Origin of the sequence: Streptomyces sp. NPDC048623 (assembly GCF_040650755.1) — a bacterium.
Taxonomy (GTDB): Bacteria; Actinomycetota; Actinomycetes; order Streptomycetales; family Streptomycetaceae; genus Streptomyces.
In genome coordinates this window covers 32,426-56,316 of the sequence record NZ_JBEZHV010000028.1, presented here as the reverse complement: position 1 = coordinate 56,316, position 23,891 = coordinate 32,426, and the positions used below count along the sequence as shown (strand labels likewise).

24 protein-coding genes are annotated in these 23,891 nt (G+C 73.7%); 9 read left to right on the top strand and 15 right to left on the bottom strand.

Going from position 1 to position 23,891, the window contains the following annotated elements; translation table 11 throughout:
- Window positions 1–9: 9 nt before the first annotated feature.
- Entirely contained in the window at window positions 10–816 is an 807-nt protein-coding gene (locus AB0C73_RS30910; RefSeq protein WP_362536595.1) for a Tat pathway signal sequence domain protein, read from the bottom strand.
- 158 nt (window positions 817–974) lie between these two features.
- Between AB0C73_RS30910 and glgX the strand changes: the two genes are divergently transcribed.
- On the top strand, window positions 975–3,095 hold the full coding sequence (gene glgX, locus AB0C73_RS30905) for a glycogen debranching protein GlgX (protein ID WP_362536593.1): 2,121 nt from the start codon (window positions 975–977) through the stop codon (window positions 3,093–3,095).
- Between the two features lie 75 nt (window positions 3,096–3,170).
- Complete coding sequence (gene treY / locus AB0C73_RS30900; protein WP_362536591.1) at window positions 3,171–5,519, top strand: malto-oligosyltrehalose synthase; 2,349 nt, start codon at window positions 3,171–3,173, stop codon at window positions 5,517–5,519.
- 111 nt (window positions 5,520–5,630) lie between these two features.
- On the opposite strand, the gene AB0C73_RS30895 is transcribed toward treY, so the two are convergent.
- From AB0C73_RS30895 to AB0C73_RS30880, 4 genes are all read right to left on the bottom strand, one after another.
- Window positions 5,631–7,910: a hypothetical protein gene (locus AB0C73_RS30895; protein ID WP_362536590.1), complete on the bottom strand. Its 2,280-nt coding sequence runs from the start codon at window positions 7,908–7,910 to the stop codon at window positions 5,631–5,633.
- A 43-nt stretch (window positions 7,911–7,953) separates the two neighbouring features.
- A complete protein-coding gene (locus tag AB0C73_RS30890; RefSeq protein ID WP_362536588.1) occupies window positions 7,954–8,259 on the bottom strand; it encodes an antibiotic biosynthesis monooxygenase in 306 nt (101 codons plus the stop codon).
- Window positions 8,260–8,334: 75 nt separating this feature from the next.
- The gene (locus tag AB0C73_RS30885; RefSeq protein ID WP_362536586.1) at window positions 8,335–9,342 is read right to left on the bottom strand and encodes a cytochrome P450; all 1,008 of its coding nucleotides are present in this window, start codon (window positions 9,340–9,342) and stop codon (window positions 8,335–8,337) included.
- A gap of 123 nt (window positions 9,343–9,465) precedes the next feature.
- Entirely contained in the window at window positions 9,466–10,023 is a 558-nt protein-coding gene (locus AB0C73_RS30880) for a DUF1707 and FHA domain-containing protein (RefSeq protein ID WP_362536584.1), read from the bottom strand.
- A 180-nt stretch (window positions 10,024–10,203) separates the two neighbouring features.
- Here AB0C73_RS30880 and AB0C73_RS30875 point away from each other — a divergent pair, with 180 nt between their 5' ends.
- Window positions 10,204–11,181: a GNAT family N-acetyltransferase gene (locus AB0C73_RS30875; protein ID WP_362536583.1), complete on the top strand. Its 978-nt coding sequence runs from the start codon at window positions 10,204–10,206 to the stop codon at window positions 11,179–11,181.
- Window positions 11,182–11,275: 94 nt separating this feature from the next.
- Window positions 11,276–13,027: a malto-oligosyltrehalose trehalohydrolase gene (treZ, locus tag AB0C73_RS30870; RefSeq protein ID WP_362536581.1), complete on the top strand. Its 1,752-nt coding sequence runs from the start codon at window positions 11,276–11,278 to the stop codon at window positions 13,025–13,027.
- 23 nt (window positions 13,028–13,050) lie between these two features.
- On the opposite strand, the gene AB0C73_RS30865 is transcribed toward treZ, so the two are convergent.
- The 4 genes from AB0C73_RS30865 to AB0C73_RS30850 all read right to left on the bottom strand — a co-directional run bounded on the left by AB0C73_RS30865 (window position 13,051) and on the right by AB0C73_RS30850 (window position 16,809).
- The gene (locus tag AB0C73_RS30865; RefSeq protein ID WP_362536579.1) at window positions 13,051–14,187 is read right to left on the bottom strand and encodes an aminopeptidase P family protein; all 1,137 of its coding nucleotides are present in this window, start codon (window positions 14,185–14,187) and stop codon (window positions 13,051–13,053) included.
- Window positions 14,188–14,239: 52 nt separating this feature from the next.
- Window positions 14,240–15,193, bottom strand: coding sequence for a hypothetical protein (locus AB0C73_RS30860; RefSeq protein WP_362536577.1), 954 nt, complete (start codon window positions 15,191–15,193; stop codon window positions 14,240–14,242).
- 44 nt (window positions 15,194–15,237) lie between these two features.
- A complete protein-coding gene (locus AB0C73_RS30855) occupies window positions 15,238–16,131 on the bottom strand; it encodes a LysR family transcriptional regulator (protein ID WP_362536575.1) in 894 nt (297 codons plus the stop codon).
- Window positions 16,132–16,278: 147 nt separating this feature from the next.
- Window positions 16,279–16,809: a tetratricopeptide repeat protein gene (locus tag AB0C73_RS30850; protein ID WP_362536573.1), complete on the bottom strand. Its 531-nt coding sequence runs from the start codon at window positions 16,807–16,809 to the stop codon at window positions 16,279–16,281.
- Window positions 16,810–16,993: 184 nt separating this feature from the next.
- Here AB0C73_RS30850 and AB0C73_RS30845 point away from each other — a divergent pair, with 184 nt between their 5' ends.
- Window positions 16,994–17,737, top strand: coding sequence for a hypothetical protein (locus AB0C73_RS30845; RefSeq protein ID WP_362536666.1), 744 nt, complete (start codon window positions 16,994–16,996; stop codon window positions 17,735–17,737).
- 15 nt (window positions 17,738–17,752) lie between these two features.
- Here the strand turns inward: AB0C73_RS30845 and AB0C73_RS30840 are convergent, their stop codons facing one another.
- Window positions 17,753–18,385, bottom strand: coding sequence for a nucleoside/nucleotide kinase family protein (locus tag AB0C73_RS30840; protein WP_362536572.1), 633 nt, complete (start codon window positions 18,383–18,385; stop codon window positions 17,753–17,755).
- A gap of 106 nt (window positions 18,386–18,491) precedes the next feature.
- On the opposite strand from AB0C73_RS30840, the gene AB0C73_RS30835 reads away from it, so the two are divergent.
- A complete protein-coding gene (locus AB0C73_RS30835; RefSeq protein ID WP_362536664.1) occupies window positions 18,492–18,893 on the top strand; it encodes a VOC family protein in 402 nt (133 codons plus the stop codon).
- Window positions 18,894–19,055: 162 nt separating this feature from the next.
- Here AB0C73_RS30835 and AB0C73_RS30830 read toward each other — a convergent pair whose 3' ends face one another.
- From AB0C73_RS30830 to AB0C73_RS30820, 3 genes are all read right to left on the bottom strand, one after another.
- On the bottom strand, window positions 19,056–19,817 hold the full coding sequence (locus AB0C73_RS30830) for an NAD(P)H-binding protein (RefSeq protein WP_362536571.1): 762 nt from the start codon (window positions 19,815–19,817) through the stop codon (window positions 19,056–19,058).
- A 109-nt stretch (window positions 19,818–19,926) separates the two neighbouring features.
- Window positions 19,927–20,235 (bottom strand): YrdB family protein, encoded by a 309-nt coding sequence (locus AB0C73_RS30825; RefSeq protein WP_362536569.1) that lies wholly within the window; start codon window positions 20,233–20,235, stop codon window positions 19,927–19,929.
- A gap of 5 nt (window positions 20,236–20,240) precedes the next feature.
- A complete protein-coding gene (locus tag AB0C73_RS30820) occupies window positions 20,241–20,594 on the bottom strand; it encodes a hypothetical protein (protein WP_362536567.1) in 354 nt (117 codons plus the stop codon).
- Window positions 20,595–20,653: 59 nt separating this feature from the next.
- Between AB0C73_RS30820 and AB0C73_RS30815 the strand changes: the two genes are divergently transcribed.
- Window positions 20,654–21,100, top strand: coding sequence for a MarR family transcriptional regulator (locus tag AB0C73_RS30815; RefSeq protein WP_362536565.1), 447 nt, complete (start codon window positions 20,654–20,656; stop codon window positions 21,098–21,100).
- A gap of 35 nt (window positions 21,101–21,135) precedes the next feature.
- Entirely contained in the window at window positions 21,136–21,753 is a 618-nt protein-coding gene (locus AB0C73_RS30810; RefSeq protein WP_362536563.1) for a hypothetical protein, read from the top strand.
- Between the two features lie 76 nt (window positions 21,754–21,829).
- Here AB0C73_RS30810 and AB0C73_RS30805 read toward each other — a convergent pair whose 3' ends face one another.
- Window positions 21,830–22,873 carry a hypothetical protein gene (locus tag AB0C73_RS30805; RefSeq protein ID WP_362536561.1) on the bottom strand — a complete coding sequence of 348 codons (1,044 nt, stop codon included), beginning with the start codon at window positions 22,871–22,873 and terminating at the stop codon, window positions 21,830–21,832.
- A gap of 77 nt (window positions 22,874–22,950) precedes the next feature.
- On the opposite strand from AB0C73_RS30805, the gene AB0C73_RS30800 reads away from it, so the two are divergent.
- Entirely contained in the window at window positions 22,951–23,337 is a 387-nt protein-coding gene (locus AB0C73_RS30800) for a VOC family protein (RefSeq protein WP_362536559.1), read from the top strand.
- On the opposite strand, the gene AB0C73_RS30795 is transcribed toward AB0C73_RS30800, so the two are convergent.
- Window positions 23,332–23,763 (bottom strand): ATP-binding protein, encoded by a 432-nt coding sequence (locus tag AB0C73_RS30795; protein ID WP_362536557.1) that lies wholly within the window; start codon window positions 23,761–23,763, stop codon window positions 23,332–23,334. The genes AB0C73_RS30800 and AB0C73_RS30795 overlap by 6 nt on opposite strands.
- Between the last annotated feature and the right edge of the window lie 128 nt (window positions 23,764–23,891).

Genomic DNA, 23,891 nt, shown 5'->3' with positions numbered 1-23,891 from the left:
GGGCGGTGGTCAGCCGACGCGGGTGACGGTGCGGGCGCTGAGGTCGACGACCAGGCCGCGGGTGTCGATCCAGGCGCCGTTGAGCACCTTGGTGACGAGCCGGAGACAGCGGTGCTCGCCGCACTTGGCGAGCGGCTCGGGCACGTTCTTCTCGCGGTAGGTGCGGTAGACGTCGCCGTTGAACCAGAGCTGGTCCGGCGTGGTGAGCTCCTTGCCGGTGGCGTCCTGGTAGTCCTCCTTGACGCCCTTGCCGAGCGGGCTGTCGAGGATGAGCCGCAGCGCGGCCCGCAGTTCCTCGGGGTGGGCGGAGGGCTGTACGCCGCGCTGGGCGCCGGAGGCCTCCACCTTCCCGGTGTCGAGGTCGACCGTCCGGGTGATGAGCTCGTCACGGCCGTAGTCGTAGAAACGGACCCGGGCGCGGCGCGGGCCGCCGGCGCTCTCGCCGGGCTCGGGGTCGGCGAGCTCGGTGCCGAGGCGCTGCGGGCCTCGCCCGCCCTCGGCGTTCCTCTGGGCGGAGGCGGTCGGCGGGGTCAGCGCCAGGGCCTCGGCCCGCTTCAGCTCGTCGTCGGTGAGCGGGTCGGTGCCCACCCCCTTGGCCCCCTCGGGCGGTGCCGCGGCGAGGGCGGCGGGCCCGGGCGCCGGGCCGTCGGTCCCCGCCTTCCCCGGTGTGCCGGTGGCGGCGGCCGTGCCGCGTGGACCTTCGTCCGCCCCGGCGCTGCCCGGCAGGGTGACGGCGACGGCGACCGCGGTGCCGGTCACGGCCATGGCGGCGCCGGCCACCACCTTCCCCAGGTGGCGGCGCACTATTTCGTACACACTTCCCCCACACATACAAGTCTTTCCGCATATCCCCCGATTCGCGGCATGGTCACCCGTTAGGACGAGCCGAAGTCCTAGGAGGTTGCCCCTCTTTCGGGCAGGATCTGGCCGAGTTGGACCCCCTTGCCCCTGGACAGAAGTGGAAGAGTTCGTCTATGCAGGTCTGGCCGGGACAGGCGTATCCCCTGGGCGCCACCTACGACGGCGCCGGCACCAATTTCGCGGTCTTCTCGGAGGCCGCGCACCGCATCGAGCTGTGTCTGCTCCACGACGACGGCAGCGAGACGTCCGTGGAGCTGCGCGAGACCGACGCCTTCGTGCGGCACGCCTATCTGCCCGGCGTGATGCCCGGGCAGCGGTACGGCTTCCGGGTGCACGGGCCGTACGCGCCGGAGCGCGGGCTGCGCTGCAATCCCGCGAAACTGCTGCTCGACCCGTACGCGCGGGCGCTCGCGGGCGCGGTGGAGTGGCACGAGGCGGTGTACGGGTACCCCTTCGGGCGCCCGGACGCGCGCAACGACCTGGACTCCGCCCCGCACACGATGACCTCCGTCGTGGTCAACCCGTACTTCGACTGGGGCGACGACCGGCGTCCGCGCACCGAGTACCACCACACGGTGATCTACGAGGCCCATGTGAAGGGCCTGACCATGCGTCACCCGGACCTGCCGGAGGAGCTGCGCGGCAGGTACGCGGGGCTCGCGCACCCGGCGGTGATCAACCACCTCAAGGAACTGGGCGTCACGGCCCTTGAGTTGATGCCGGTGCATCAGTTCGTGAACGACCACCGGCTTGAGGACGCGGGGCTCTCGAACTATTGGGGCTACAACACCATCGGCTTCTTCGCCCCGCACAACGCCTATGCCTCGTGGGGCGACCGGGGCCAGCAGGTCCTGGAGTTCAAGTCGGCGGTGCGGGCGCTGCACCAGGCGGGCATCGAGGTGATCCTCGACGTGGTCTACAACCACACCGCCGAGGGCAACCATCTGGGCCCGACGCTGTCGTTCCGGGGCCTGGACAACCCCTCGTACTACCGGATCGGCAACGACCCCCGGTACTACACGGACACCACCGGCACCGGGAACTCGCTGCTCATGCGGTCCCCGCACGTGCTGCAGCTGATCATGGACAGTCTGCGGTACTGGGTGACCGAGATGCATGTGGACGGCTTCCGCTTCGACCTGGCGGCGACCCTGGCCCGCCAGTTCCACGAGGTGGACCGGCTGTCCTCGTTCTTCGACCTGGTGCAGCAGGACCCGGTGGTCAGCCAGGTGAAGCTGATCGCCGAGCCGTGGGACCTGGGCGAGGGCGGCTACCAGGTGGGCAACTTCCCGCCGCAGTGGGCGGAGTGGAACGGCAAGTACCGGGACTGCGTGCGCGATCTGTGGCGCGGCGAGCCGCGCACGCTCGCCGAGTTCGCCTCGCGGCTCACCGGCTCCTCGGACCTGTACCAGGACGACGGGCGGCGTCCGCTCGCCTCGGTCAACTTCGTGACGTGCCACGACGGTTTCACGCTGCGCGACCTGGTCTCGTACAACGAGAAGCACAACGAGGCCAACGGGGAGGGCAATCGGGACGGCGAGAGCTACAACCGGTCGTGGAACTGCGGCGCGGAGGGCGACACCGACGACATCGGGATCCGTGAGCTGCGGCAGCGCCAGATGCGCAACTTCCTCGCCACGCTGATGCTTTCGCAGGGCGTGCCGATGCTCAGCCACGGCGACGAGTTCGGGCGCACCCAGGGCGGCAACAACAACGCGTACTGCCAGGACAGCGAGATCTCCTGGGTGCGCTGGCCCAAGCCGGGCGCCGAACCGGAGGCCACGCTCCTGGAGTTCACCCGCGCGATGGTCCGGCTCCGCCGCGAGCACCCGGTGTTCCGCCGCCGCCGCTTCTTCCACGGACGCCCGGTGGAGGGCACCCACGACGAGCTCACCGACATCGCCTGGTTCACCCCGGAGGGCGAGGAGATGACCGCCCGCGACTGGCAGGCCGCCCACGCGCAGGCCCTCACGGTCTTCCTCAACGGCAACGCGATCTCCGAACCGGGCGCCCAGGGCGAGCCGATCTCCGACGACTCCTTCCTGCTGATGTTCAACGCCTCCGCCCAGGAGCTGGAGTTCGAGGTCCCGGACAGCCACGGCGAGAACTGGAAGATCGTCGTCGACACCTCCCACCCGGAGGGCATCCCTCCACAGGAGGGCCCCCGGGTGGCGGCGGGCGAACGGGTGACACTGGCACCCCTGACCCTGACGGTGCTGAGGCGCCCGGCGTGAGGGCGGGCCCGTTCGGCGGCACCCGGACGGGCGTACGGGGCGATGGTGCGGCTCCGGGCGGGTACGTACGTTCGTATGACGTTCTCCTCGTCCTCGGCCGCGGGGCCCGCGCTGCCCACCGCGACCTACCGGATCCAGCTCCAGCCGTCGTTCCCGTTCGCCGCCGCCGAGCGGGCCGTGCCACGGCTCGCCGCGCTCGGGGTGTCGCATCTGCATCTGTCGCCGGTGCTCGAAGCGGTGCCCGGGTCCACGCACGGGTACGACGTGACCGACCCGGGGCGGGTGCGCGGCGAGCTGGGTGGTGAGGAGGGGCTGCGGGCGCTCGCCGCGACGGCGCGGGGGCACGGGCTGGGACTCGTCCTCGATCTGGTGCCGAACCATATGGCGGCCTCGCCCCGGCACAATCGCGCGCTGCGGGAGGTGCTGCGGGACGGGCCGGAGTCGCCGTACGCGCGCTGGTTCGACATCGACTGGGCGGCGGGCGAGGGGCGGATGCTGCTTCCGGTCCTGCCGGGGCGGCTCTCCGAGGTGCGCGACCGGCTGCGGGTCGCGGACGGGGTCCTCGTCCTCGACGGGCAGGAGTTCCCACTGCGGGCGGGCACGGAGGAGCTGCCGCTCGACGAGCTCCTCGACGCCCAGTGGTACCGGCTCGCGTGGTGGCGCCTCGCCCGCACCGAGCTCAACTACCGCCGGTTCTTCACCATCTCGGATCTGATCGGGGTACGGGGCGAGGACCCGGAGGTGTTCGCCGCGACCCACGCCAAGGTCCTGGAGCTGGTCGCGGACGGCGTCGTCGACGGGCTGCGGATCGACCACCCGGACGGGCTCGCCGACCCGGAGGGCTATCTGGAGCGGCTCGCGGAGGCGACCGGCGGGCGCTGCTGGACGGTGGTGGAGAAGATCCTCACCGGCACCGAGCCGCTGCCCGCGTCCTGGCCGGTGGCCGGCACCACCGGCTACGACGCCCTGCACTACGTGGACGGACTTTTCACCGACCCGGTGGGGGCCGACGAACTCGCCGACGTCTACCGGGAGTTCGCCGGACGGTCCGGGGACCGGGGCGGCTACTGGGCGGCGACCGCCCGCCGCGCCGCGTACAAGGTGGTCACCCACGAACTGGCCGCCGAGACCGCCGCCCTCACCCGCCTCGCCGGCCGCATCTGCGCCGCCGACCCCGCCCTGCGCGACCACGCCCCCTGGGCGCTGCACACCGCGATCCGCGAACTCCTCGTCCGCGTCCCCGTCTACCGCCCGTACCGCACGGGCGGCGAGCACGTCCTCACCCCGGAGGCGGCGCGCGGCGCCAAGGCGGCGTTCGCGGTGCCGGAGGAGGCGACGGCCGTGGACGTGGTCCGCGACCTGGCGCTCGGCAAGCACGGCGACGGTCCCGAACACCGCGCGTTCCGGGCCCGGTTCGCCCAGACCTCGTCCGCGCTGCGCGCCAAGTCCGTGGAGGACACCGCCTTCTACCGCTACACCCCGCTCCTCTCGGCGAACGAGGTGGGCGGCGACCCGGGCCGCCCGGCGGTCACCCCCGACGAGTTCCACGCCTTCTGCACCCGCCTCGCCCGGGACTGGCCGGCCACCGGCACGGTGCTCACCACCCACGACACCAAGCGCAGCGCGGACGTACGGGCCGGGATCGCGGTCCTGTCGCAGTGTCCGCAGCGCTGGGCGGAGCTGCTGGAGGAGGTCGCCGGGGTGCCGGCGCCCGATCCGCATCTGGCGTGGACGGCCTGGCAGACCGCCTTCGGCTTCGGCGCCCCCGACCCCGCGCGGCTCGGGCCCGCCGTCCTCAAGTCGGTGCGCGAGGCGGGCCTGCACACCAGCTGGACCGAGCCGGACGCGGCGTACGAGCGTGCGGTGAGCGAGTTCGTCGCGGCGGGCCCGGGCCGCATCCCGCTCCGTACCGCCTCCGAGGCGGCCTTCGCGCTCGAACCCCACATCCGCGCCCATGTCCTGGGCGCCACGCTCGTCCAGCTGACCATGCCGGGCGTGCCCGAGCTGTACCAGAACACCGAGCGCGAGTACCGGGCCCTGGTCGACCCGGACAACCGGGCCCCGTACGCACCGGGCCCGGACGACGACAAGACGGCCCTGGTGCGGGCCGCCCTCGGCCTGCGCCGCGCGCACCCGGAGTACTTCGGCCCGACGGGCCACTACACGGCGCTCCCGGCGAACGGTCCGACGGCCCCGCACTGTCTCGCCTTCAGCCGTGCGGACCGGGTCCTCACGGCGGTGACCAGGCTGCCGCTGCGACTCGCGGAGGCGGGCGGCTGGCAGGACACGGCGCTGGCGCTGCCGGAGGGCAGGTGGCTCGATGTCCTGGACGGCGTACGGGAGTTCAGCGGCGGCCCGCAGACCCCGGTGAAGCTGGCGGAGCTGTTCGAGGCGCGCCCGGTGGCGCTACTGGTACGAACCTGACTCCACGGGAGGGAAGTTGAGGGGCGAGGAAAGCGAAGGGACTACTGCTCGATGTGGTTTCGGGTGAGAAGGAAGCCCCTTCATGGCCTCGCCTTGGGAAGAACCTAGCACTCAGGCGGGAATCAGGTCGCGCAGATTTTCCGGCGTGATCACCCGCGAGCCCGGGGCGAGCCCCTCGGGGCGCTCCAGACCGATGTAGGTGACCGGCTCCTCGGGCGCCGGGGTCCGGCCGTCCCACAGCTCGGTCCGGGCGCCCGCCTCGGTCATCAGGTCGGTGAGGTGCCGGACGGTGAGCGGGGTCCGCTCGACCAGGCCGCGCAGCAGCACCGCGAAGGTCACCTTGTTCTCCTCGACCCGGTTCCCGGCCGGCTCGCCCCTGAGGTAGAGGTGCAGCCAGCGGGCGTGCCAGCCGCCCTCGGCATCGCGCTGGAAGGCCAGCGGCAGGGCGATCCGGCCGGGGCCGCGCAGGTCCGACTTCATGCGTACGGTGCGCGGTTCGAAGGGCCGGCCGGCCTGGTCGGCCTCGCGCAGCATGAAGCCGAAGAAGGACTCCTCGACGCGGTCGAAGCCCTCGCCGTCGTAGACGTGCACCTGCGGGATGACGAAGTCGCCGCGCACCGCGCCGAGCCGCAGGTCGATGAACTCCGAGGCGCCGTGCGGCGCCGCGATGATGTCGCCGGAGTGGCTGCCCTCGACGGTGCCGAGCTCCGTGTACGAGAGCCAGGTGACGGCGTCGTAGTCGGCGTCCAGGACCAGCGCGGACAGGTCGTGGTCGGTGGTGGTGCTGCGCTCCTTCCAGTAGGTGAAGAAGCGCAGCAGCTCGCCCTCGACCCGCGACACGGAGCCCCGCGGCAGCGTGCCGAGGCCGACCGCGGCGGCCCGGCCGCTCAGCGGCAGCGCCACGGCCAGGGCGTCGGGGTCGATCAGGAGGCGGTCCGGGACCGTGAGCCGGCGCCGGGTCTCGGCGTCGAGCAGCGCGGTCAGCCGGTCGCGTACGGGTGCGGGCAGCGGCCCGCGGGTGTCCTCGGTGACCCAGGCGGCGCCACGGCGGTTCACGAAGACCCGGCGCGGCTCGCCCTCTCCCGTACGGCCCGTCCCCGTACGTCCCTCTCCCGTACGGCCCGTCCCCGCACGGCCGGTCCCCGTACGCCCCGTCCCCGTGCGGTTCTGCACGTGCTCGCGCAGGGACAGCACGACGCGGCCGGAGACCCGGGGCGCGGCCCGCTCGGCCGCGGCGAGGACGGCGTCGAGCTCCGCGCCTTCCCGCGCGGTGCGGACGAGCCGGTCGAGGGACCGGAACAGCATGCCGGGCGCGGCGGTCGCGAGCAGCTCGGCGGTGCCGCCGACGTCCCCGGCGGCGAGCAGCTCCTCCACGCGGCGGGCGATCGAGGGCGCCTTGCGCTCGCCGCGCGCGACGGCGAACACCTCGGCCGCGTGCGGCCACTGCGGGTACTCGTGCGGGTGCAGCCGCTCCCCCAGGCGCTTCCAGGCCTCGCGGTGCCGCGCTACGTCGGCCAGCTTGGCCGGGTCGGCGGCGACGACCGCGTCGAGCGTGGCGAGCAGGGCGCGCCGGGACGCCCGGGACGGCGCCCGGAACCGGGTGGGCTCGCGCAGGCCGACGTCCCCGTCCGACAGCGCGCACGCGAGCCGCAGCACATCGGTGACGGTGTCCACGAGCAACGGCGCCCCGGCCTTCAGGCGCGCCCGGTTGATCACGGCCCGGATCTCCCGGACGGGGATCTTCTCGGGCTGCGGCTCGTCCGCCTGGCGCTCGGCGAGCACCGCCAGGTCCTCCAGATGCTCCGCGCCGAGCGGGACACGGCTGCCCGCGAGGGCGAGGTAGAGCGCACTCACCTCGTCGGTGAGCGCGCCGCCGAGGTGCAGGAGGGTGACCCGGTCGCCGGCCGAGGCCACCAGCTCGTCGTGCGCGGCGAGCAGCTCCTCGTACGCGTGCTGGTACCGGCCGTACGTCGGCAGGGTGAGGAGGTCGAGGACGCCGTCGCCGAGCCGCGCGAGCACGGCGGGCCGCGCCGCCTCGTCGGCGAACGCCTCGGCCAGGCACCCGGCCCAGAACGCGACGGTGTCGGGCACACCCTTCGGGAAGTCCACGAAGTAGGTGTTGTGCCGCACATGGTCCCCGACGAGCTCGCGGACCGTGTCCAGGGTGCGGGCGGCGAGGACGGTGACCGTCTTCTCCTCGCACGCGGACAGCGCGCCGAACAGCTCCGCCGACAGCTTGAACCCGACGGACATCAGGGCGACGTCGAACCGCCTCGCGGCGGCAGCCCCGTGACCACCGGAACCGGCGGGACCGGCGGGACCGGTGGGCCCGTGGGGCGCGGGGACGCGGAGGGTGTGCCGTACGACCAGACGTTCGAGGGTGTGGACCATGGGCGCATGCTTCCAGGGCCGACCGGCTGGGCGCACACGGATTTCACCCTGGCTGGCTCAGGGGTGCCGACGTGAAGTGCCGTACCCGAAGGGGTTCGACGAGGTACTCGTCCTCGCCCGGCAGCACCACGGGCTGGTCGCGCCAGTGCTCGCCGGCGTAGCCGACCAGATCCTGCTCGCTGCGCCAGTGGCTGACGTACAGCAGCGCGTCCGGCGGCGCGAGCAGGACCTCGTGGTGCACAAGCCCCGGGTACCGGCCGGGAAACTCGCGGACCGCGGAGACGATCATGTCGCGGAACGCCTCGAAGCGTCCCGGTCGTACGCGTGCCTCACTCACCCTGATGATCACGGCCGTCAGGGTGTCACGCGGGCCGCTGCGGCACCACCCCCCGCCTCTCCTGCTCCTCCCGCCCTTGGTGACGCGCTATCCCCCGGGGCGGACGATCAGGGTGCGCGGGGCCCGGGTGATGACGCCGGTGCGCCGGGGGTGGAAGCCGTCGGCGAGGCGGAGGCGGGGCATGGCCCGGAAGAGGGCGCGCAGGGCGTACTCGGCTTCCAGGGCGGCGAGGGTGACGGCGGGGCAGGGACCGGGGCCGTAGGTGAGCTGGCCGGGGTCGGGGCGCAGGAGGTCGAAGCGGTCGGGGTCGCGGAAGCGGTCCGGGTCGCGGCCGGCGGCGCCGAGGAGCAGGGCGACCGGGGCGCCGGACGGGAGGGTGCCGCCGCTGACGGTGATCTCGCCGCGGGTGCGGCGCATCATGATCTGGACCGGGGGTTCGCGGCGCAGCGACTCCGTCCAGGCGCGGGCGACGAGCCCGGCGGGCGCGTCGCGCAGGGCCTCGACGCGGTCGGGATCGGTGAGCACGTCCGCGAGGAAGCCGGCCAGGGCCTTCTCCCGTACGCCTATCTGCCCGGTGCACTGCCCGGCGAGCGCGGACGCGGCCCGGCCGCGCACCAGGCGCATCATGTCCCGGTACGGCACCCCGACGGCCGCGGCCACCGTCCCGGCGGGCAGCCAGTGGCAGAAGTCCGCGACCAGGTCGGCGCGCGGCCGGTCCGCGATCCGCCGCGCGAGCACGAACGCGGTGCGTTCGGCCACCGCCTGCAGCTCGGCCTCGTCCACGTCCGTGTGCGTCTCGGCGCACGGCGGGTCCCCGGGCCGGTGCCCGTGCGTGAACCGCGGGTCGGCGAGCGCGCCGGCCACATCCGCGTACCGGCTGAGCACCCAGGCCCGCAGGAGCGGGTCGTACGTGAGCGGGAACTCCTCCCGCAGCACGCGGTAGGTCCGGTACGGATCCTGCCCGCCGCCCGGCTCCAGCGGGCTCGGCGCGACCCGCCGCGGCACCTGGTCCGCCGCGGCGGCCGCGGCCGCAGACCCGGCGGTCGTCATCGCGGGCAGGACGGCCCAGTGGTCCCGGTACGCCTCGTCGCTCATCTGGCCCCCTCGTCGGTCGGCATCTCGGGCCCTCTCAGCCCACCACCGATCGGGTGACCCCGCAGCGCGTACACCGCCGTACGGGTGAATTCCGGGCGCGAACCCGACCCCGGGCTGCCCGCCTCAGTTCAGCGACAGCCTGAACGACATCGAGCCGAACCCCACCGCGTCCCCCGCCCGCACCACCACCGCACCGGTGACCCGGCGCCCGTTCACCGTCGTGCCGTTCGTCGAGCCCAGGTCACGCAGCACCCACGTACCCGCCTGCGAGGAGAGTTCCGCGTGCAGCCGGGAGACCGTCTCGTGGCTGAGGCGCAGGCCGTTCACCGGGTCGCGGCCGATGCGGAGGGGGTACGGGCCGGGCTGCGGAAGGAGCAGCTTCGGGAGCCGCTCGGTCTGCCAGGCGCGGCCGAGGCGGGCCGTGAAGGCGGACATCTTGCCGACCGCGCCCACCACGCGCCGGGTCCAGGTCGACTCGGTCGCCAGGTCGGCGGTGAGCAGGGCGAGTTCGTCGGAGCGGCGGGCGACGAGCGCCCGCTCCATCCGGAAGAGGAACGTGTCGTGCGACAGACGTCCCTGCGCCGCGCCCTCGCGGAGCACCGCGAGCGCGCGCTCCCGCTCGGCTTCGGTCAGCCGAGGGGCGCCCGGCGGTCCGGCCGGCAGCTCGTAAGGGGTCGTCACATCCGTGATTGTCCGCCGGGAGGCACCGGGGTGTCCAGAAGGGCCGTCGCAGGCCGGCGGGCAGGGCGACAACTCACGTGCCAGGCCGCCCGATCGTTGCTACGGTCGGCCGCCGATCACACCGATCGCACACCGGTCGCACACCGGCCGGATCACCGAACCACCGGGGGAACCCACTCCATGACTTCTGCCCCTGCGCTCGTCGTCCGGCCGCTCTCCGGACCGCAGGAACTCGACCTCTTCGACCGGCTCGACTACGTCCTCGACCACGAACTCCCCGACGACCTCGCCTCCGGCCGCCGCCTCCCCGAGTGGATGTGGGTGGCCCTGCGCGGCGACCGGCTCGTCGGCCGGATCAGCTGGTGGACCGGGCGGCCCGGCACCGCCCCGCAGGCGCTCGACTTCTTCGACCTGGACCCGGAGCTGTCCGCCGAGGACGCCGCGGAGATCGGCCTCCGCCTCCTGGAGACGGCGACCGCCACCGTCGTCCCGGCCGGCGCGCCCCGCCCCGAGTACGGCCGGTTCATGCCGGCGGACTGGCGCGAGGCCGCCGGGACCCGTACGCAGCTGGAACGTCTCTTCGGGGTCCTGGAGGCCTCGGGCGCCCGCCCGCTCGTGGAGCGGCTGCGCCTGGAGTGGCGGGCGGGCACGCCCGTGCCCGAGCCGGCCGGGCGGCTCGCCTTCCGCCCGGTCCGGGACCGCGAGGACCTGCTCGCGCTGATGACCCCGGTCATGGAGGGCACCCTGGACGCCCACGGCCAGGCGGACCTCGCCTCCGGGCTCTCCCTGCGCGAGGCCGCCGAGCTGCACTACGACGAGGAGCTCGCGCACTACACCACGCCCCGCGACTGGTGGCGGATCGCCGAGCTGCCGGAGACCGGCGAGCCGGTCGGCTTCGTCGTGCCCGCGCGCAACAGCTACCACCCGATCATCGCGTACATCGGCGTCCTGCCCGCCCACCGCGGCCGCGGCCACATCGACGAGATCCTCGCCGAGGGCACCCGGGTGCTCTCCGCCCAGGACGACGTGGCGCGCATCCGGGCGGCGACCGACCTGGGGAACGTGCCGATGGCACGGTCCTTCGCGCGGGCCGGTTACGTGAACTTCGAGCGCTCGGTCAACTTCGTGTGGGACGCGCCGGGCACGGAGGGCGCCTGACTGCCAGGATGGTCCCGTGACCGTTGATCGACAGCAGTGCATCGGCAGCGGTTCACGGCCGGCAGTCTGATCAGTCGACGAGGGGAACCGTCGCGTGCTGTTCGAGGTGTGGGCGCCCCGCGCCCGTGACCGGGTGACGCTGGAGCTGAACGGCGTCGTCCATCCGCTGGAGCGGGACGCCGAGCGGGCCGGCTGGTGGACCGCGGTCGTCCCGGCCGCCGACGGCGACCGCTACGGCTTCGCCCTCGACGACGGGCCCCATCTCCCCGACCCGCGCGCCCGCCGCCTCCCCGACGGCCCTGACGGCCTCGCGGCGGTCGTCGACCACGACACCTACACCTGGCGGTCCGAGACCCCGCGGCTGCGCCTGCGCAGCGGCATCGTGTACGAGCTGCACATCGGCACGTACACCCCCGAGGGCACCCTCGACGCGGCGGCCGAGCGGCTCGGGGAGCTCGCGGGCCTCGGCATCACCCATGTGGAGCTGATGCCGCTGTGCCCGTTCCCGGGGGTGCGCGGCTGGGGGTACGACGGGGTGGCGCCGTGGGCGGTGCACGAGCCGTACGGCGGGCCGGCGGCGCTCAAGCGGTTCGTGGACGCGGCGCACGGCCTCGGGCTCGGCGTGATCCTGGACGTGGTGCACAACCACCTGGGCCCGGACGGCAACCATCTGCCGTCCTTCGGGCCGTACTTCACCGACACCCACCACACGCCCTGGGGCGCGGCGGTGAACCTGGACGCGCCCGGCTCGGACGAGGTCCGGGCGTACTTCCTGGGCAGCGCGCTCGCCTGGCTGCGGGACTACCGGATCGACGGGCTCCGCCTCGACGCGGTGCACGCGCTCACCGACACCCGGGCGCTGACGTTCCTGGAGGAGTTGTCGGCGGCCGTCGACGAGCTGGCCAGGGAGCAGGGCCGGCAGCACTTCCTGATCGCCGAGTCCGACCTCGCCGACCCGCGCACCACCACCCCGCGCACGGTCGGCGGGCTCGGTGTCCACGCGCAGTGGAACGACGACTTCCACCACGCCCTGCACACCGCCCTCACCGGCGAGGACCAGGGCTACTACGCGGACTTCGCGCGCGCTCCGATGGCCGCGCTCGCCAAGACCCTCACCCGGGTCTTCTTCCACGACGGCACCTACTCCAGCTTCCGCGGCCGGCGCCACGGGCGCCCGGTCGACCGCGAGCGCACCCCCGCGCACCGCTTCCTCGGCTACGCCCAGACCCACGACCAGATCGGCAACCGGGCCACCGGCGACCGGCTTTCGGCCTCCTGCTCCCCCGGGCTGCTCGCCTGCGCGGCGGCGCTCGTGCTCACCGGACCGTCGGTGCCGATGCTGTTCATGGGCGAGGAGTGGGGGGCGACGACGCCCTGGATGTACTTCACCGACCACACCGACCCGGAGCTCGCGGAGGCGGTACGGCGCGGCCGGCGGCGGGAGTTCGCGGCACACGGCTGGGCCGAGGAGGACATCCCGGACCCGCAGGAGGCGGCCACCCGCGACCGCTCGGTCCTCGACCGTACGGAGCGCGAGCGCGAGCCGCACAGGCGGCTGCTCGCCTGGCACCGCGAGCTGATCGCGCTGCGCCGCACGCTGCCCGACCTCACGGACCCGGATCTGGCCGGGGTGCGGGTGGCGTACGACGAGGAGGCGCGCTGGCTGGTGTTCCGGCGCGGGGACGTCCGGGTGGCGGTGAACCTGGGCAAGGAACCGGCGTCGATCGCGCTCGGCTCGAACGGCCGCGACCGGGTGCTCGCCGCGTGGGAGCGGACGGAGGCACCCGGCCGGGACGGCCTGCTGACGCTGCCGGCGGAGTCGGCGGTGGTCCTGACGGACGGCTGAGCCCCGCTCTCCTAAGGCGGAGGTCACTCCACGATCGCCATCTCGTGCGGGGTGTTGTTGAAGCGGCGCCCCGTGCCGTCCTCGGTGAGGGTGACGATGTCCTCGATGCGGACGCCGAAGCGGCCGGGGAGATACACGCCGGGCTCGATGGAGAAGCACATGCCGGGGACGATCGGGCGTTCCTCGCCCTCGATCATGTACGGCGGTTCGTGCGTGGTGACGCCGATGCCGTGGCCGGTGCGGTGGATGAAGTACTCGCCGTAGCCGGCGTCCGTGATGACCTTGCGCGCCGCGCGGTCCACGTCCTGGCACGCCGCCCCGTCCCGTACCGCTTCGAATCCGGCCTGCTGGGCCGCGCGGACGAGGTCGTGGACGCTCCGCTCCTCGTCGGTGGGCTCGCCGACGTGGACGGTACGGGTGGTGTCGGAGCCGTAACCGTGCTTGAGGCCGCCGAAGTCGAGGACGACCATGTCGCCGCGCTCGATCGTCCGGTCACCGGCCTCGTGGTGCGGGTTGGCGCCGTTGGGGCCCGAGCCGACGACGGTGAAGTCGACCTGGGAGTGCCCGAAGCGCAGGAGCAGCGCGGCGAGGTCGGCGGCGACCTCGGTCTCCTTGCGGCCCGCGAAGCGCACCTTGAGGATCTCGCCGTACGCCTGGTCGGCGGCGGCCCCGGCGGCCGCGACCCGGGCCAGCTCGTGGGCGTCCTTGACGGCACGGAGCATCGGCAGCGCCTCGGTGAGGGAGACGTACGAGGTGCCGGGCAGGGCCTGCTGGAGGCCGAGCAGATGCATGGCCCAGGCGTTGTCGCTGACGCCGAAACGGCCGCTCGCGTCGAGCAGCGGCGCGGTGACGGCGTACGGGTCCTTGCCGTCGGTCCAGTCGCGCAGGCTCAGCGCCGCCGCGCCCGCGGCCTTCTCGGCGTCGGGCGCCTCCAGGGTGGGCACGACGAGCACCGGGTCCTTGCCGGGGGCGATCACGAGCACGGTGAGCCGCTCGGTGATCGCGGTCGGCTGGTACCCGGTCAGATAGACCAGATCGGGCCCGGGCGCGACCAGCACCCCGGCGAGCCCCGCCGCCCCGGCGGACTCGGCGGCCCGGGCCATCCGGGCCCGGTAGTCGTCGGCGGTGAAGGGCGCGGGTGCGGCACTGCTGTGGGGCATGGGTGATCTCCTCCTCGACGTACAGCATCCTGCCGGGAGCCGCCGGGTCCGGCTACTCCGGCTCGCGGACGATGAGGCGTTCGAGCAGGGCCTGGAAGTCGTCGCCCACCACGATGCGGAGCCGGCCGTCCTCCTCCGCGTGTTCGCTGAGCTGGGTGAGGGTGCCGGCGCGCCACCAGAAGACGTACGGGCTGATGGCGCCGGGGGTGTCCTCGTAGCCGGAGGCGGCGAAGGAGGCCATCGCGCCGAGGGCGGGGACGATGGTGGTGTCGCGGATCGGGTGGAAGGCCAGCTGGTGGCGGAACGGCATGGCGACAAGGGCCCCGTCCTCCGTCAGCGGCCGCCCGGTGACCCGGCGGACCACCGCGTCGAGGTCGAGGACCCGGCTCGCCGTGTAGAAGGAGTCGCCGAGGATGACCTCGAAGCGCATGCCGTCCGCGTCCTTGACGGTCTCGTGCCCCTCGACCGGGAGCCCGCGCAGGTTGTCGATGGCCCGCTCCCGCAGCCGTACGGGATCGCCGAGGCGTTCCAGGGCCTCGTCGGTGAGGGTCATGACGCTCTCCGGCAGGTCGAGCGCGAGCACCTCGTAGAGCCCGGGGGCGACCGTACGCGCGTAGCCGAAGGCGCCCGGGTCGATGCCGTCGCCGCTGACGACCCGCGGGTAGAGCTGGGCGCGGATCTGTTCGGGCGGCAGGGTGTCGAGCGCGGAGGGGCCTTCGAGGGCGCGGACCACGAGCCGTACGTGCCGCTCGATGAGCCGCGGCCAGATGCGGGTGCCGCGCGGGTCCTGGTGGCAGACGGCGGCGAGGTTGCCGAGGCCGAAGCGACGGCCGGAGTCGTCGGTGACGGAGTCGGCGTAGACGGTCACTTCGAGGCCGAGTTCGGCGAAGACCGCGCGGACCTCCCTGCGGAAGAGCGCGGCCTCGCGCTCGGAGAAGTACGTGAACTCCGGGTCCCGCGGCGCGTCGTCGCCGTCGCGCCTGGGCCCTCGCCGGAACCACCCCACGTCGTCCCCGCCTTTCGTCGCCTGTTCCCGCCGTACGGGCCAGATTAGCGAGCGGCCGTCTCCCGGTGGCCGAGACGGCCGACCAACTCCGCCGCCGGACCGTCCGGTTCGCCGCCGTGCAGCAGTTCGGTGCGGTGTACGAGGCGGGGCGCAGCGAGCGGTACGAGCGCCGCGCCGGCCGCGGAGGCGTCACCGGCCGCGGACCGGGGCAGCAGCGCCAGGCCGTGCCCGGCGGCGGCGAGGGCGGCGACCGTACGCGCGTCGGCGCCCTCGTACCGCAGCGACGGGCGGAAGCCGTGGCCGCCGGGTGCGCCGTGCGCGGCGCGCAGCCGGTCGAGCGGGAGCCCCGCGCCGGGGGCGTCGAGCCAGCGCGCGTCGACGAGGTCGGCGAGGTCGAGCCCGGTGCGCCGGGCCAGCGGGTGGCCCGCGGGCAGGACGACGACGAGGGGTTCCTCGGCGACCGGACGGGCGGTCAGCGGGGCGATGTCGGGGAGCCGCAACGGGTCGCTGGGCGCGGTGACCCCGTCGACGAGCCCGAGGTCGGCGCCGCCGGTGGCCACGGCGGCGGGCACCTCGTCGCGCGGCAGGGTGCGCAGGGTGACACCGGTGGCGGGCAGCGCGTCGAGCACCCGAGGGTGGAGGGCGAGCGGCGCGGCGGCGAGGGTGAGCGTACGGCGCGGCGGCGCCGCGTACCGGGCGAGGTCGGCGCGCGCGGCGTCGAGCCGGAGCAGCAGCGAACCGGCGTGTTCGAGCAGCCGCGCACCGGCCGGCGTGGGCGCGACGGGCCGCCGCGCGAGCAGCGGCAGCCCGAGGTCGGCCTCCAGGGCGGCGATGTGCTGGGAGACGGCGGACTGGGTGTAGCCGAGCTCCCGGGCGGCGGCCGAGAAGGAACCGAGCCGGGCGACGGCGACGTAGGTGCGGAGGAGGTGCGGGTCCATCGGCTGGGCCGTGTCTTTCGGATCGTCTTTCGGATCGTCTTTCGGATCAGGGCCGTGGGGTCTGATGCGAGGGGCTCCCCCGGCCTGCGGAGCCGGGCGGCGCGGGCCCGGGCCGCGATCCGCCGGACAGGCTGCCCCAGGACTGTCCTAGGAAGGCCCGGCGGTCTTGAGCAGATCACCGGCGTAGTACGCGAGGGAACGGTTGTAGCGCGGCAGCAGCGGGGCCAGCGCGCCGAGCGCGAGAGAAGCCGCTTCGCGCTCGCGGCCGGTGTCGGCGAGTGCGAGGGCGAGGAAGGCGTCGACGGCGGCGCCCAGCCCGGTCTCGTCGGCGTCGAGCCGCTCGGCGGGGATCGCCCGCTCCTCGGTGAGGAGTTCGACGCTGACGTCGGGGCGGCCGAGGTTGCGCAGGCTGCTGGCGAGCTGGATGACGGCACGGCGGCGGCGCAGTCCGGTGAGCCCGCCGTCGAGGGCCCGCCGGTAGAGGCGGACGGCCTGCTCGGGCTCGCCGGTGGAGTCGTGGGCGGCGCCCAGTTCGAAGAGGGCGACCGGGTCGTCCTCGGGGCGCTCGGCGGCGAGTTCGGCGATCCGGGCGCGGAACCCGGCCGGGTCGTGGTCCTGCTCGTACGCGCCGAGCTCGGCCCAGACGTCGGCGAGGCGCTGCTCCCAGTCGTTGCTCATGGCGGCACCCTATCCGGCGGGCCCGCCGGGGCACCCATAAGCATCCGTGATGGAGGGTGCAGGAATCATCGTTGGACGTGAACGAGCGGGCGCGGCCAGCATGAACGGCATGAGCGACACGAACACGAACACGAACCGCACGCCCGCCGCGAACCACACGCCCGCGACGAACGGCACCGACGCCATGCCCGGCGCCCACCTGCCCGCCCGCGTTCCCCGCATCGCCCTCGTCGGCGACCGCTCCCCGCACGTCAAGTCCCACGTCCGCATCCCGCTCCTGCTCGACGCGCTCGCCGAGCAGGACGGCCTCGTCCTCGACGCGTACTGGATCCGCAGCGAGGACGCGGCCGAACCGGGCGCCGTACAGGGCTTCGACGCGGTGTGGCTGCTGCCGGGCAGCCCGTACGCGAGCGAGGCGGGCGCGCTGGCCGCGATCCGCACGGCGCGCGAGGACGGGATCCCGTTCCTCGGGACCTGCGCCGGTTTCCAGCACGCGCTGATCGAGTACGCGCGGGACGTCTGCGGCCTGGCGCGCGCCGCGCACGCCGAGAACGACCCGGCCGCCGACACCGGCGACCTGCTGATCGCGCCCCTCGCCTGCTCGCTCGTCGGCCACGAGGGCGCGGTGCGGGTGGCACCGGGCTCGCTCGCGGAGTCGGTGCTCGGCGCCGAGCTGACGACCGAGCGCTACCACTGCAACTACGGTCCCGACAGCCGCCATCTGGACACCCTGGAGGCCCACGGTATGCGCTTCACCGGCGTGGACACGGACGGCCAGGTGCGGATCGCGGAACTCCCCGGTCACCCCTTCTTCCTGGCCACCCTCTTCCAGCCGGAACTGGCGGGCGACGGGTCCCGCCCGCACCCGATCGTGCGGGCCCTCGCGCGGGCCGCCGTCATGCGGGCGGCGGTCCCCGCCCGCGAGTAGCCCACGGGTGGGGGCTCAGTCCATCCGTACGACGAGATGGGCGCGGCTCCGGCCGCGTGCGACGAGCCGGGCGTTGGCCTCGTCGGACTCGGCGACCCAGCGTTCGGCGTGGTCCGGCTCCTTGCCGAAGCGGACGTGCCGGGCGACCAGGCGCGGCACCCGGCGCCGGTCGTCCAGGTCGAGGTACCAGGCCTCGTCGAGCAGCGGCCGGACGGCCGCCCAGGGGCCCTCGTCGTGCAGCAGATAGTTGCCCTCGGTGATGACGAGAGGGACCTCGGGCGGTACGGGTATCGCGCCCGCGACCGGTTCCTCCAGGCCCCGGTCGAAGGCGGGGGCGTAGACGGTGACACCGGGTTCGGCGGCCCGGATCCGGGCGAGCAGGGCGGTGTATCCGGCGGCGTCGAAGGTGTCGGGCGCGCCCTTCCGCGCGGCGCGGCCGAGCCGTATCAGCTCGGCCTGCGCCAGGTGGAAACCGTCCATGGGCACGAGCACGGCAAGCCCGTCGAGCCGGGCGACGAGGCGTCCGGCGAGCGTCGACTTCCCGGCCCCGGGCGGCCCGGCGATCCCGAGCACCCGCCTCCGCCCGCCCCTGTCCTGGGTGAGCCGCCGGGCCCGCCCGGCCAGCCGATCGAGTTCCCGCGCGTCCATGCGGGGCATTGTCGCACCGGTGAAGGTCACGGCGAAGGTCACGGCGGGCGCGCCCGTTGGCGGGCCTGGGGTCATACGTATTACGTTCACCTTCATGGACACCAACCTGCCCGCCCTCGCCCTCGTCACGCTCGTCGTCCGCGACTACGACGAGGCCGCCGACTTCTACACCCGCGCCCTCGGCTTCGAACTGGTCGAGGACACCGACCGCGGCGACGGCACCCGCTGGGTCGTCGTACGGCCCCGGGGCACGCACGGCACCGGGCTGCTGCTCGCACGCGCCAAGGACGAGACGCAGGCGGCGGCCGTCGGGGCGCAGACCGGGGGCCGGGTCGGGTTCTTCCTGCACACGGACGACTTCGCCCGCGACCACGCCCGGATGACGGCCGCCGGGGTGCGCTTCCTGGAGGAGCCGCGCCACGAGCCGTACGGCTCGGTCGCCGTCTTCGAGGACCTGTACGGCAACCGCTGGGACCTCCTCCAACCGACGCCGCCCACGACGGCCTGAGCCCGGGCGCGGGGCCCCGAAACCCGGTGGCCCGGGCCGGCCGGCGGGCGCACCATTCTGGAGCTGTGGGTGCCGGCGGAGGAGCTGGACGAGTTCAACGCGCACATCGTCGGCACGATCGACGTCGTCCACGAGTTCCGCTGACGGCCACCGGGAAGGGGGCTACGCCCCCTTTCCCGTCCCCGCCAGGAACTCCGCGAAGGTGCGCTTCCCCACCGCCCTCTCGGGCGTCAGATGGCCGCCCGCGACGAAGGCGCGGTACGTCTTCCCCGGGAGGCGTACCGGCAGCAGCGGGCGGCGCCGGCCGCTCGCGGCCAGGTAGGCGCGGGCCAGGTGGGTGAAGGTGTGCACCTCGGGGCCGCCCATGTCGGGCACGCGCCCCGCGGGCTCCCCTGCGGCCAGCTCGCACAGCCGGTCGGCGACCTCGGCCACCTCGATCGGCTGGTCGGAGACCCCGCCGAGGACGAGCATGACCGGCGCCTTCGCGAAGAGGGCGAGGAACCGGTGGACGAGATCGTGGAACTGGGTGGTGCGCAGAATCGTCCAGCCGAGTCCGGACCCCTCGACGATCTTCTCGCACGCGAGCTTGGTCCGGTAGTACGGGAACGGCACGCGGTCGACGCCGACGATCGAGATGTAGACCAGATGGCGCACCCCGGCCCGCCCGGCCGCCGCCACCAGATTCCGGGTCGAGTCATCGTCGCCGCGCGGGGTGGTGGCGCAGTGCACGACGGTGTCGACGCCGTCCAGCGCCGCGTCCAGAGCGGGCCCGCCCTCGCGCAGGTCGACGGCGTACGGCTGGGAGTGCCGGCTCAGCACCCGCACCTCGTACCCGGCCAGCCGCAACCGCTCGGTCACAAGCCGCCCGAGGGTCCCGGTCCCGCCGGTGACCAGGATGGTCTTCGTCGTGTGCTCCGTGCTCATCGCGATGTCCTCGCTTTCGCTTTCGCTCTCTTCGCATCGTCTGACGCGAAGAGGACTGATCGCGACCGCGGAAATGTGACATCGGGCGTTGAGCGGCTCGTACGAGGGCTCACTGAGCCGTGCGGCGCGGCCTCGCCACGTACGCGCGGAACGCGGCCAGCGCGCCCGCGCCGAACCAGCAGATCTCGAACGCGGCCCGGGCCGCCCCGTGCAGCGGGTGGCCGGCCGCCGGGGCCGCGAACCGCCCCCACAGGAGGGCGAGCCCTGCCACCGCCACCACCGCGCCGCCGAGGCGCACCGCGCGCCGGGCCGGACGGGTCCACGCCCACCAGCCGGCCGCCGCGTACACCGCCAGCTCCGCCCCGAACGCCAGCACATCGAGCGCACCGACCGCGTGGAGCGCGTCGACCGCTGCCACGCCGCTCACCGGGCGACGACCCACCACGCGGAGACCAGGTGCAGGACCGCGAGCGCGCCGGCGCCGAACGCCATGCCGAGGTTGCGCTGCCGGAAGCCGATCGCCGAGTCGCCCACCTGGGCGACGCCCGACACCAGGAGCATCGGCCAGGCCACCGCCGCGTCGTCCGCCCACATCGCCGCGGCGGTGGCCAGCCCCAGCGGAACCGCCCGGGCCGCGTAGGCGCGGGCGTACACATGGGTGCCGAAGGTGACCGCCTCTCCCTCGGGCAGGCCAAGGCCGGGCCTGAACACCCCCACCACACTCGATCCGGCACTGACCAGTGCGCCCAGCGCGTTGGCCGCCAGCAGACCGTTCATTCCATCTCCCCCTGAATCATTCGAGCTGTGAATGATTTAAAGAGAGTACCGTTCTCGTCATGAGTGATGTCAAGGGAGCGGCCGCGCTGCGCGCCACACTGGTCTTCAACCTGGGCACCCTCGGCGCCCTGGCCTCCGACCGCTTCGCCGCCCGGGTCGAGGCGATCGGGCTCAAGCCGAAGCACGCCGGGCTGCTCGCCGCCCTCGACGCCGGATCCGCCGCCTCCCAGCAGGAGTTGGCCACCCGCCTGGGCGTCGCCCCCAGCCTGGTCGTGGCCCTCGCCGACCAGCTCCAGGAGCTCGGCGCGGTCGACCGTGTCCGCGACCCCGAGGACCGCCGCCGCCAGGTCCTCACCCTCACCCCCGAGGGCCGCCGTCTCCTCGCCCGCTGCGCGGAGGCCGCCGAGGCGGCGGACGCCGACCTGACCGCCGGCCTCACCGCCGCCCAGCGCACCACCCTGACCCGCACCCTCCGCACCCTCGGCGAACAACAGGTCCCGCACTAGCCCCGGCCTCTGCCTCGCCTTCCCCCTTAGGCTGCGTGATCCACATCGTTCGGGGGATCATGAACTTCACGCGATATCGCAGACCGTCAGCCTTCCTGCTGCTGGCGATGGCAGTCGTCCTCGGCGCTGCGGCTGTAGCCGGACTCGAGTCGGGCGGCGAGGGCGCGCTGGTCCTGCTGCTCGATCTCCACGAGTACGTCCTGTTGCTGGGGTGGCTCGCCCTGGCCGCGCTGACCGGGGCCGTCCTTTCGGGGTTCGCGAAGTCCTCGCTGCGCGTGTCACTCGTCACCGGGCTGCTCGTCATCGGCGCATCGACGTTGCTCATCGGTGGATTCGTCTCGGCGATGTCCGGCGGCTCGGACGAGGAAGAGAAAACCGAGTCGGCTCCCGGCCGCAGTGACCGTCGGCTGGTCGTGGTGCGGCGGAGCGGCTTTCTTGACCCTGTTTGGTGCGTTTACGTCTACCAGGGGAACCCGCCGCTGGAACGCCGCTGGAGTGTCGGCTGTTTCGACGGCGACTCCGAAGACAATGCACTCACCGAGACCGTGTGGACGGCTCCCGACCGGATTCGCATGACCACCGAGGGAGGCGCGATCCACGAAGTGAGCATCACCCCGGGTGGTCGGCCCGACCGGGTTGTCACCGTCGGCTAGTGACCTGAAGCCGGATTGGTCTCCACCCCGATCGATCGGCGGTTGGGGCCGCGTCGAGCCTCTGCCCGTCCCGGCTTCAGTAGATCCCGGCCTGCCTGTGGCGCGTGGGGTCGTCGAGGATCGCGCGGAGCCATGGGGTGCGGACGGCGGGCAGGCGGACGAGGGTGGCCCGGAAGGTTCCCGGGTCGACGCGGAACGGGAACCGGTAGCGCGGCGGGGCAGGCGGGTAGTCGTCGCGGAGGACGCCGGCGGGCATCCGGCCCGAGGTCGGGACGGGCAGGTACGGCTCGGGGAAGGTCATCGACTTCCACACCCCGAACGGCAGCGGGACCCGGTACGCGGACACGGAGGCGGCCGGGCCGACGGGGGTCCAGGTCCGTCCGGTCTGCGGATGGGTGGGGACGAGAAGGATGCCGGCGTCCGTGTCGGGGGCCGGCAGGCCGGGTCCGGCGAGGACGGCGCGCCGGGCCGGGGGGCCCGCGGGCAGCAGGGTGTCGAGGGCGCGTCGGAACACCTCGGCGGGCAGTCCGTCCGGGACGGTCACCGCCCGCCCGTCCGAAGCCACGAGGAAGTGGGCGAGGGCCCGGCCCGCCGCGGCTTCCCACTGGGGGCTCCACGTCGCCCACCACTGCTCCTCTCCCGGCCGAAACCCCCAACGGGTGATCAACTCGAAGGGGGCCGTGCCCTCCCCCGCCATCAGCTCCTCCCAGGAGAGCGGTGCCGGTTCCGCGCCGTCGACCGGGAGGCGGCGTACGGCGGTCGGGTCGAGCCACACGGCCTGCCAGAGCGAGCAGTCGTCGATCCGCGTCGCGACGAGTCGGCCGCAGGCCGCACACCCCATGTTCGGACCGCCCGCCCCGTCGAGACCGCAGCAGTAGCCACTGCCGCGGTTCTCCGGGACCAGGACCGTGCCGTGGGCCTCGCCCGGCGCGATGACGACCTCACCGGGCGGGTTGTCCAGCCCCCAGGGCTCCGGATCCACGGCGAACGTGCCGGGTTCCATGAGTACGGGGAGCTGGAGCCCGTTGCCAAAGCTCTGGCGAGCGTGGACCGGCAGATCGACCTGGGACAACGGGGCGGTCAGGGCGGCACCGCACCCCGCGCACACGAAAACGAACAAACGTCCTCCGTCGGGGAAACGGAGGCATCGTCGCATGCCGGCGCACGGCCGGCAGCCCATTAACTACGATGCAGAACATGGCCTGCCGCATCAGTGAGTTGATCCTCGACTGCGCCGACCCCGAGCGGCTCGCCGCGTTCTGGAGCGAGGTGCTCGGGTACGTGGAGATCGAGCGGGAGGAGGACGGCAGCATCGCCATCGGGCCGCCCGACGCCGGGTTCGGCGGCCCGCAGCCGACGCTGATTCTCAGCCCCAGCGACACCCCGAAGGCGGGGAAGCTGCCGCTGCACCTCGACGTGAACCCCACCGACCGCGACCAGGACGCCGAGTTGGAGCGTCTGCTGGCGCTCGGCGCGAAGCCCGCCGACGTCGGTCAGACGGGCGAGGAGAGCTGGCACGTGCTCGCGGACCCGGAGGGCAATGAGTTCTGCCTGCTACGGACCAGGCTCAAGCCGGTGTCATAGGTCGAGCTCGGCGCGGACCGTCTTGCCGACCGGCAGGCGGTCCAGGACGTCCCAGCGGGTCGCGAGCGCGTCGACGAGGAGCAGGCCGCGGCCCGTGTCGGAGAGCGGCAGCGGGGAGACGGGGCCGGGACGGCGTTCGGTGCGGGTGTCGGAGATGTCGACGACCAGGAGCACGTCCGGGGTGTACGAGAGCGAGAGCTCGAAGTCCCGGCCGGGGACGCGGCCATGGGTGACGGCGTTCGCGGCGAGTTCGGCGACGATCTGCGCGGCGGTGTCGGAGAGTGGCGTTCCGTACGCGTGCCCCCAGCGGTCGAGCTGGTGGACGGCGAGCCGGCGGGCGAGGCGGGCGCCGCGTGGGGTCGAGCTGAAGCGCTGGGTGAACACACGTACGGTGACCGGCACTTGGTGGGTCTGGTGGGGGGTCATGGGGCCAATGTGACGGCTCCGGGGGCGGGTTCCCAGGTCAGAAACTCGTACGCTCCGCAAGCGTACGACCTCGGAGGGTGGACAGTACTCATCACGGCCCGTGACGATAGGCGCACGAAGCACGAGGG

Excerpts from the sequence above, each read along its gene's own strand:
- glgX (WP_362536593.1), top strand. The coding sequence starts at position 975 with ATGCAGGTCTGGCCGGGACAGGCGTATCCCCTGGGCGCCACCTACGAC.
- treY (WP_362536591.1), top strand. The coding sequence starts at position 3,171 with ATGACGTTCTCCTCGTCCTCGGCCGCGGGGCCCGCGCTGCCCACCGCG.
- AB0C73_RS30895 (WP_362536590.1), bottom strand. The coding sequence starts at position 7,910 with ATGGTCCACACCCTCGAACGTCTGGTCGTACGGCACACCCTCCGCGTC.
- AB0C73_RS30885 (WP_362536586.1), bottom strand. The coding sequence starts at position 9,342 with ATGAGCGACGAGGCGTACCGGGACCACTGGGCCGTCCTGCCCGCGATG.
- AB0C73_RS30875 (WP_362536583.1), top strand. The coding sequence starts at position 10,204 with ATGACTTCTGCCCCTGCGCTCGTCGTCCGGCCGCTCTCCGGACCGCAG.
- AB0C73_RS30865 (WP_362536579.1), bottom strand. The coding sequence starts at position 14,187 with ATGCCCCACAGCAGTGCCGCACCCGCGCCCTTCACCGCCGACGACTAC.
- AB0C73_RS30855 (WP_362536575.1), bottom strand. The coding sequence starts at position 16,131 with ATGGACCCGCACCTCCTCCGCACCTACGTCGCCGTCGCCCGGCTCGGT.
- AB0C73_RS30850 (WP_362536573.1), bottom strand. The coding sequence starts at position 16,809 with ATGAGCAACGACTGGGAGCAGCGCCTCGCCGACGTCTGGGCCGAGCTC.
- AB0C73_RS30845 (WP_362536666.1), top strand. The coding sequence starts at position 16,994 with ATGCCCGGCGCCCACCTGCCCGCCCGCGTTCCCCGCATCGCCCTCGTC.
- AB0C73_RS30840 (WP_362536572.1), bottom strand. The coding sequence starts at position 18,385 with ATGGACGCGCGGGAACTCGATCGGCTGGCCGGGCGGGCCCGGCGGCTC.
- AB0C73_RS30830 (WP_362536571.1), bottom strand. The coding sequence starts at position 19,817 with ATGAGCACGGAGCACACGACGAAGACCATCCTGGTCACCGGCGGGACC.
- AB0C73_RS30820 (WP_362536567.1), bottom strand. The coding sequence starts at position 20,594 with ATGAACGGTCTGCTGGCGGCCAACGCGCTGGGCGCACTGGTCAGTGCC.
- AB0C73_RS30815 (WP_362536565.1), top strand. The coding sequence starts at position 20,654 with ATGAGTGATGTCAAGGGAGCGGCCGCGCTGCGCGCCACACTGGTCTTC.
- AB0C73_RS30800 (WP_362536559.1), top strand. The coding sequence starts at position 22,951 with ATGGCCTGCCGCATCAGTGAGTTGATCCTCGACTGCGCCGACCCCGAG.
- AB0C73_RS30795 (WP_362536557.1), bottom strand. The coding sequence starts at position 23,763 with ATGACCCCCCACCAGACCCACCAAGTGCCGGTCACCGTACGTGTGTTC.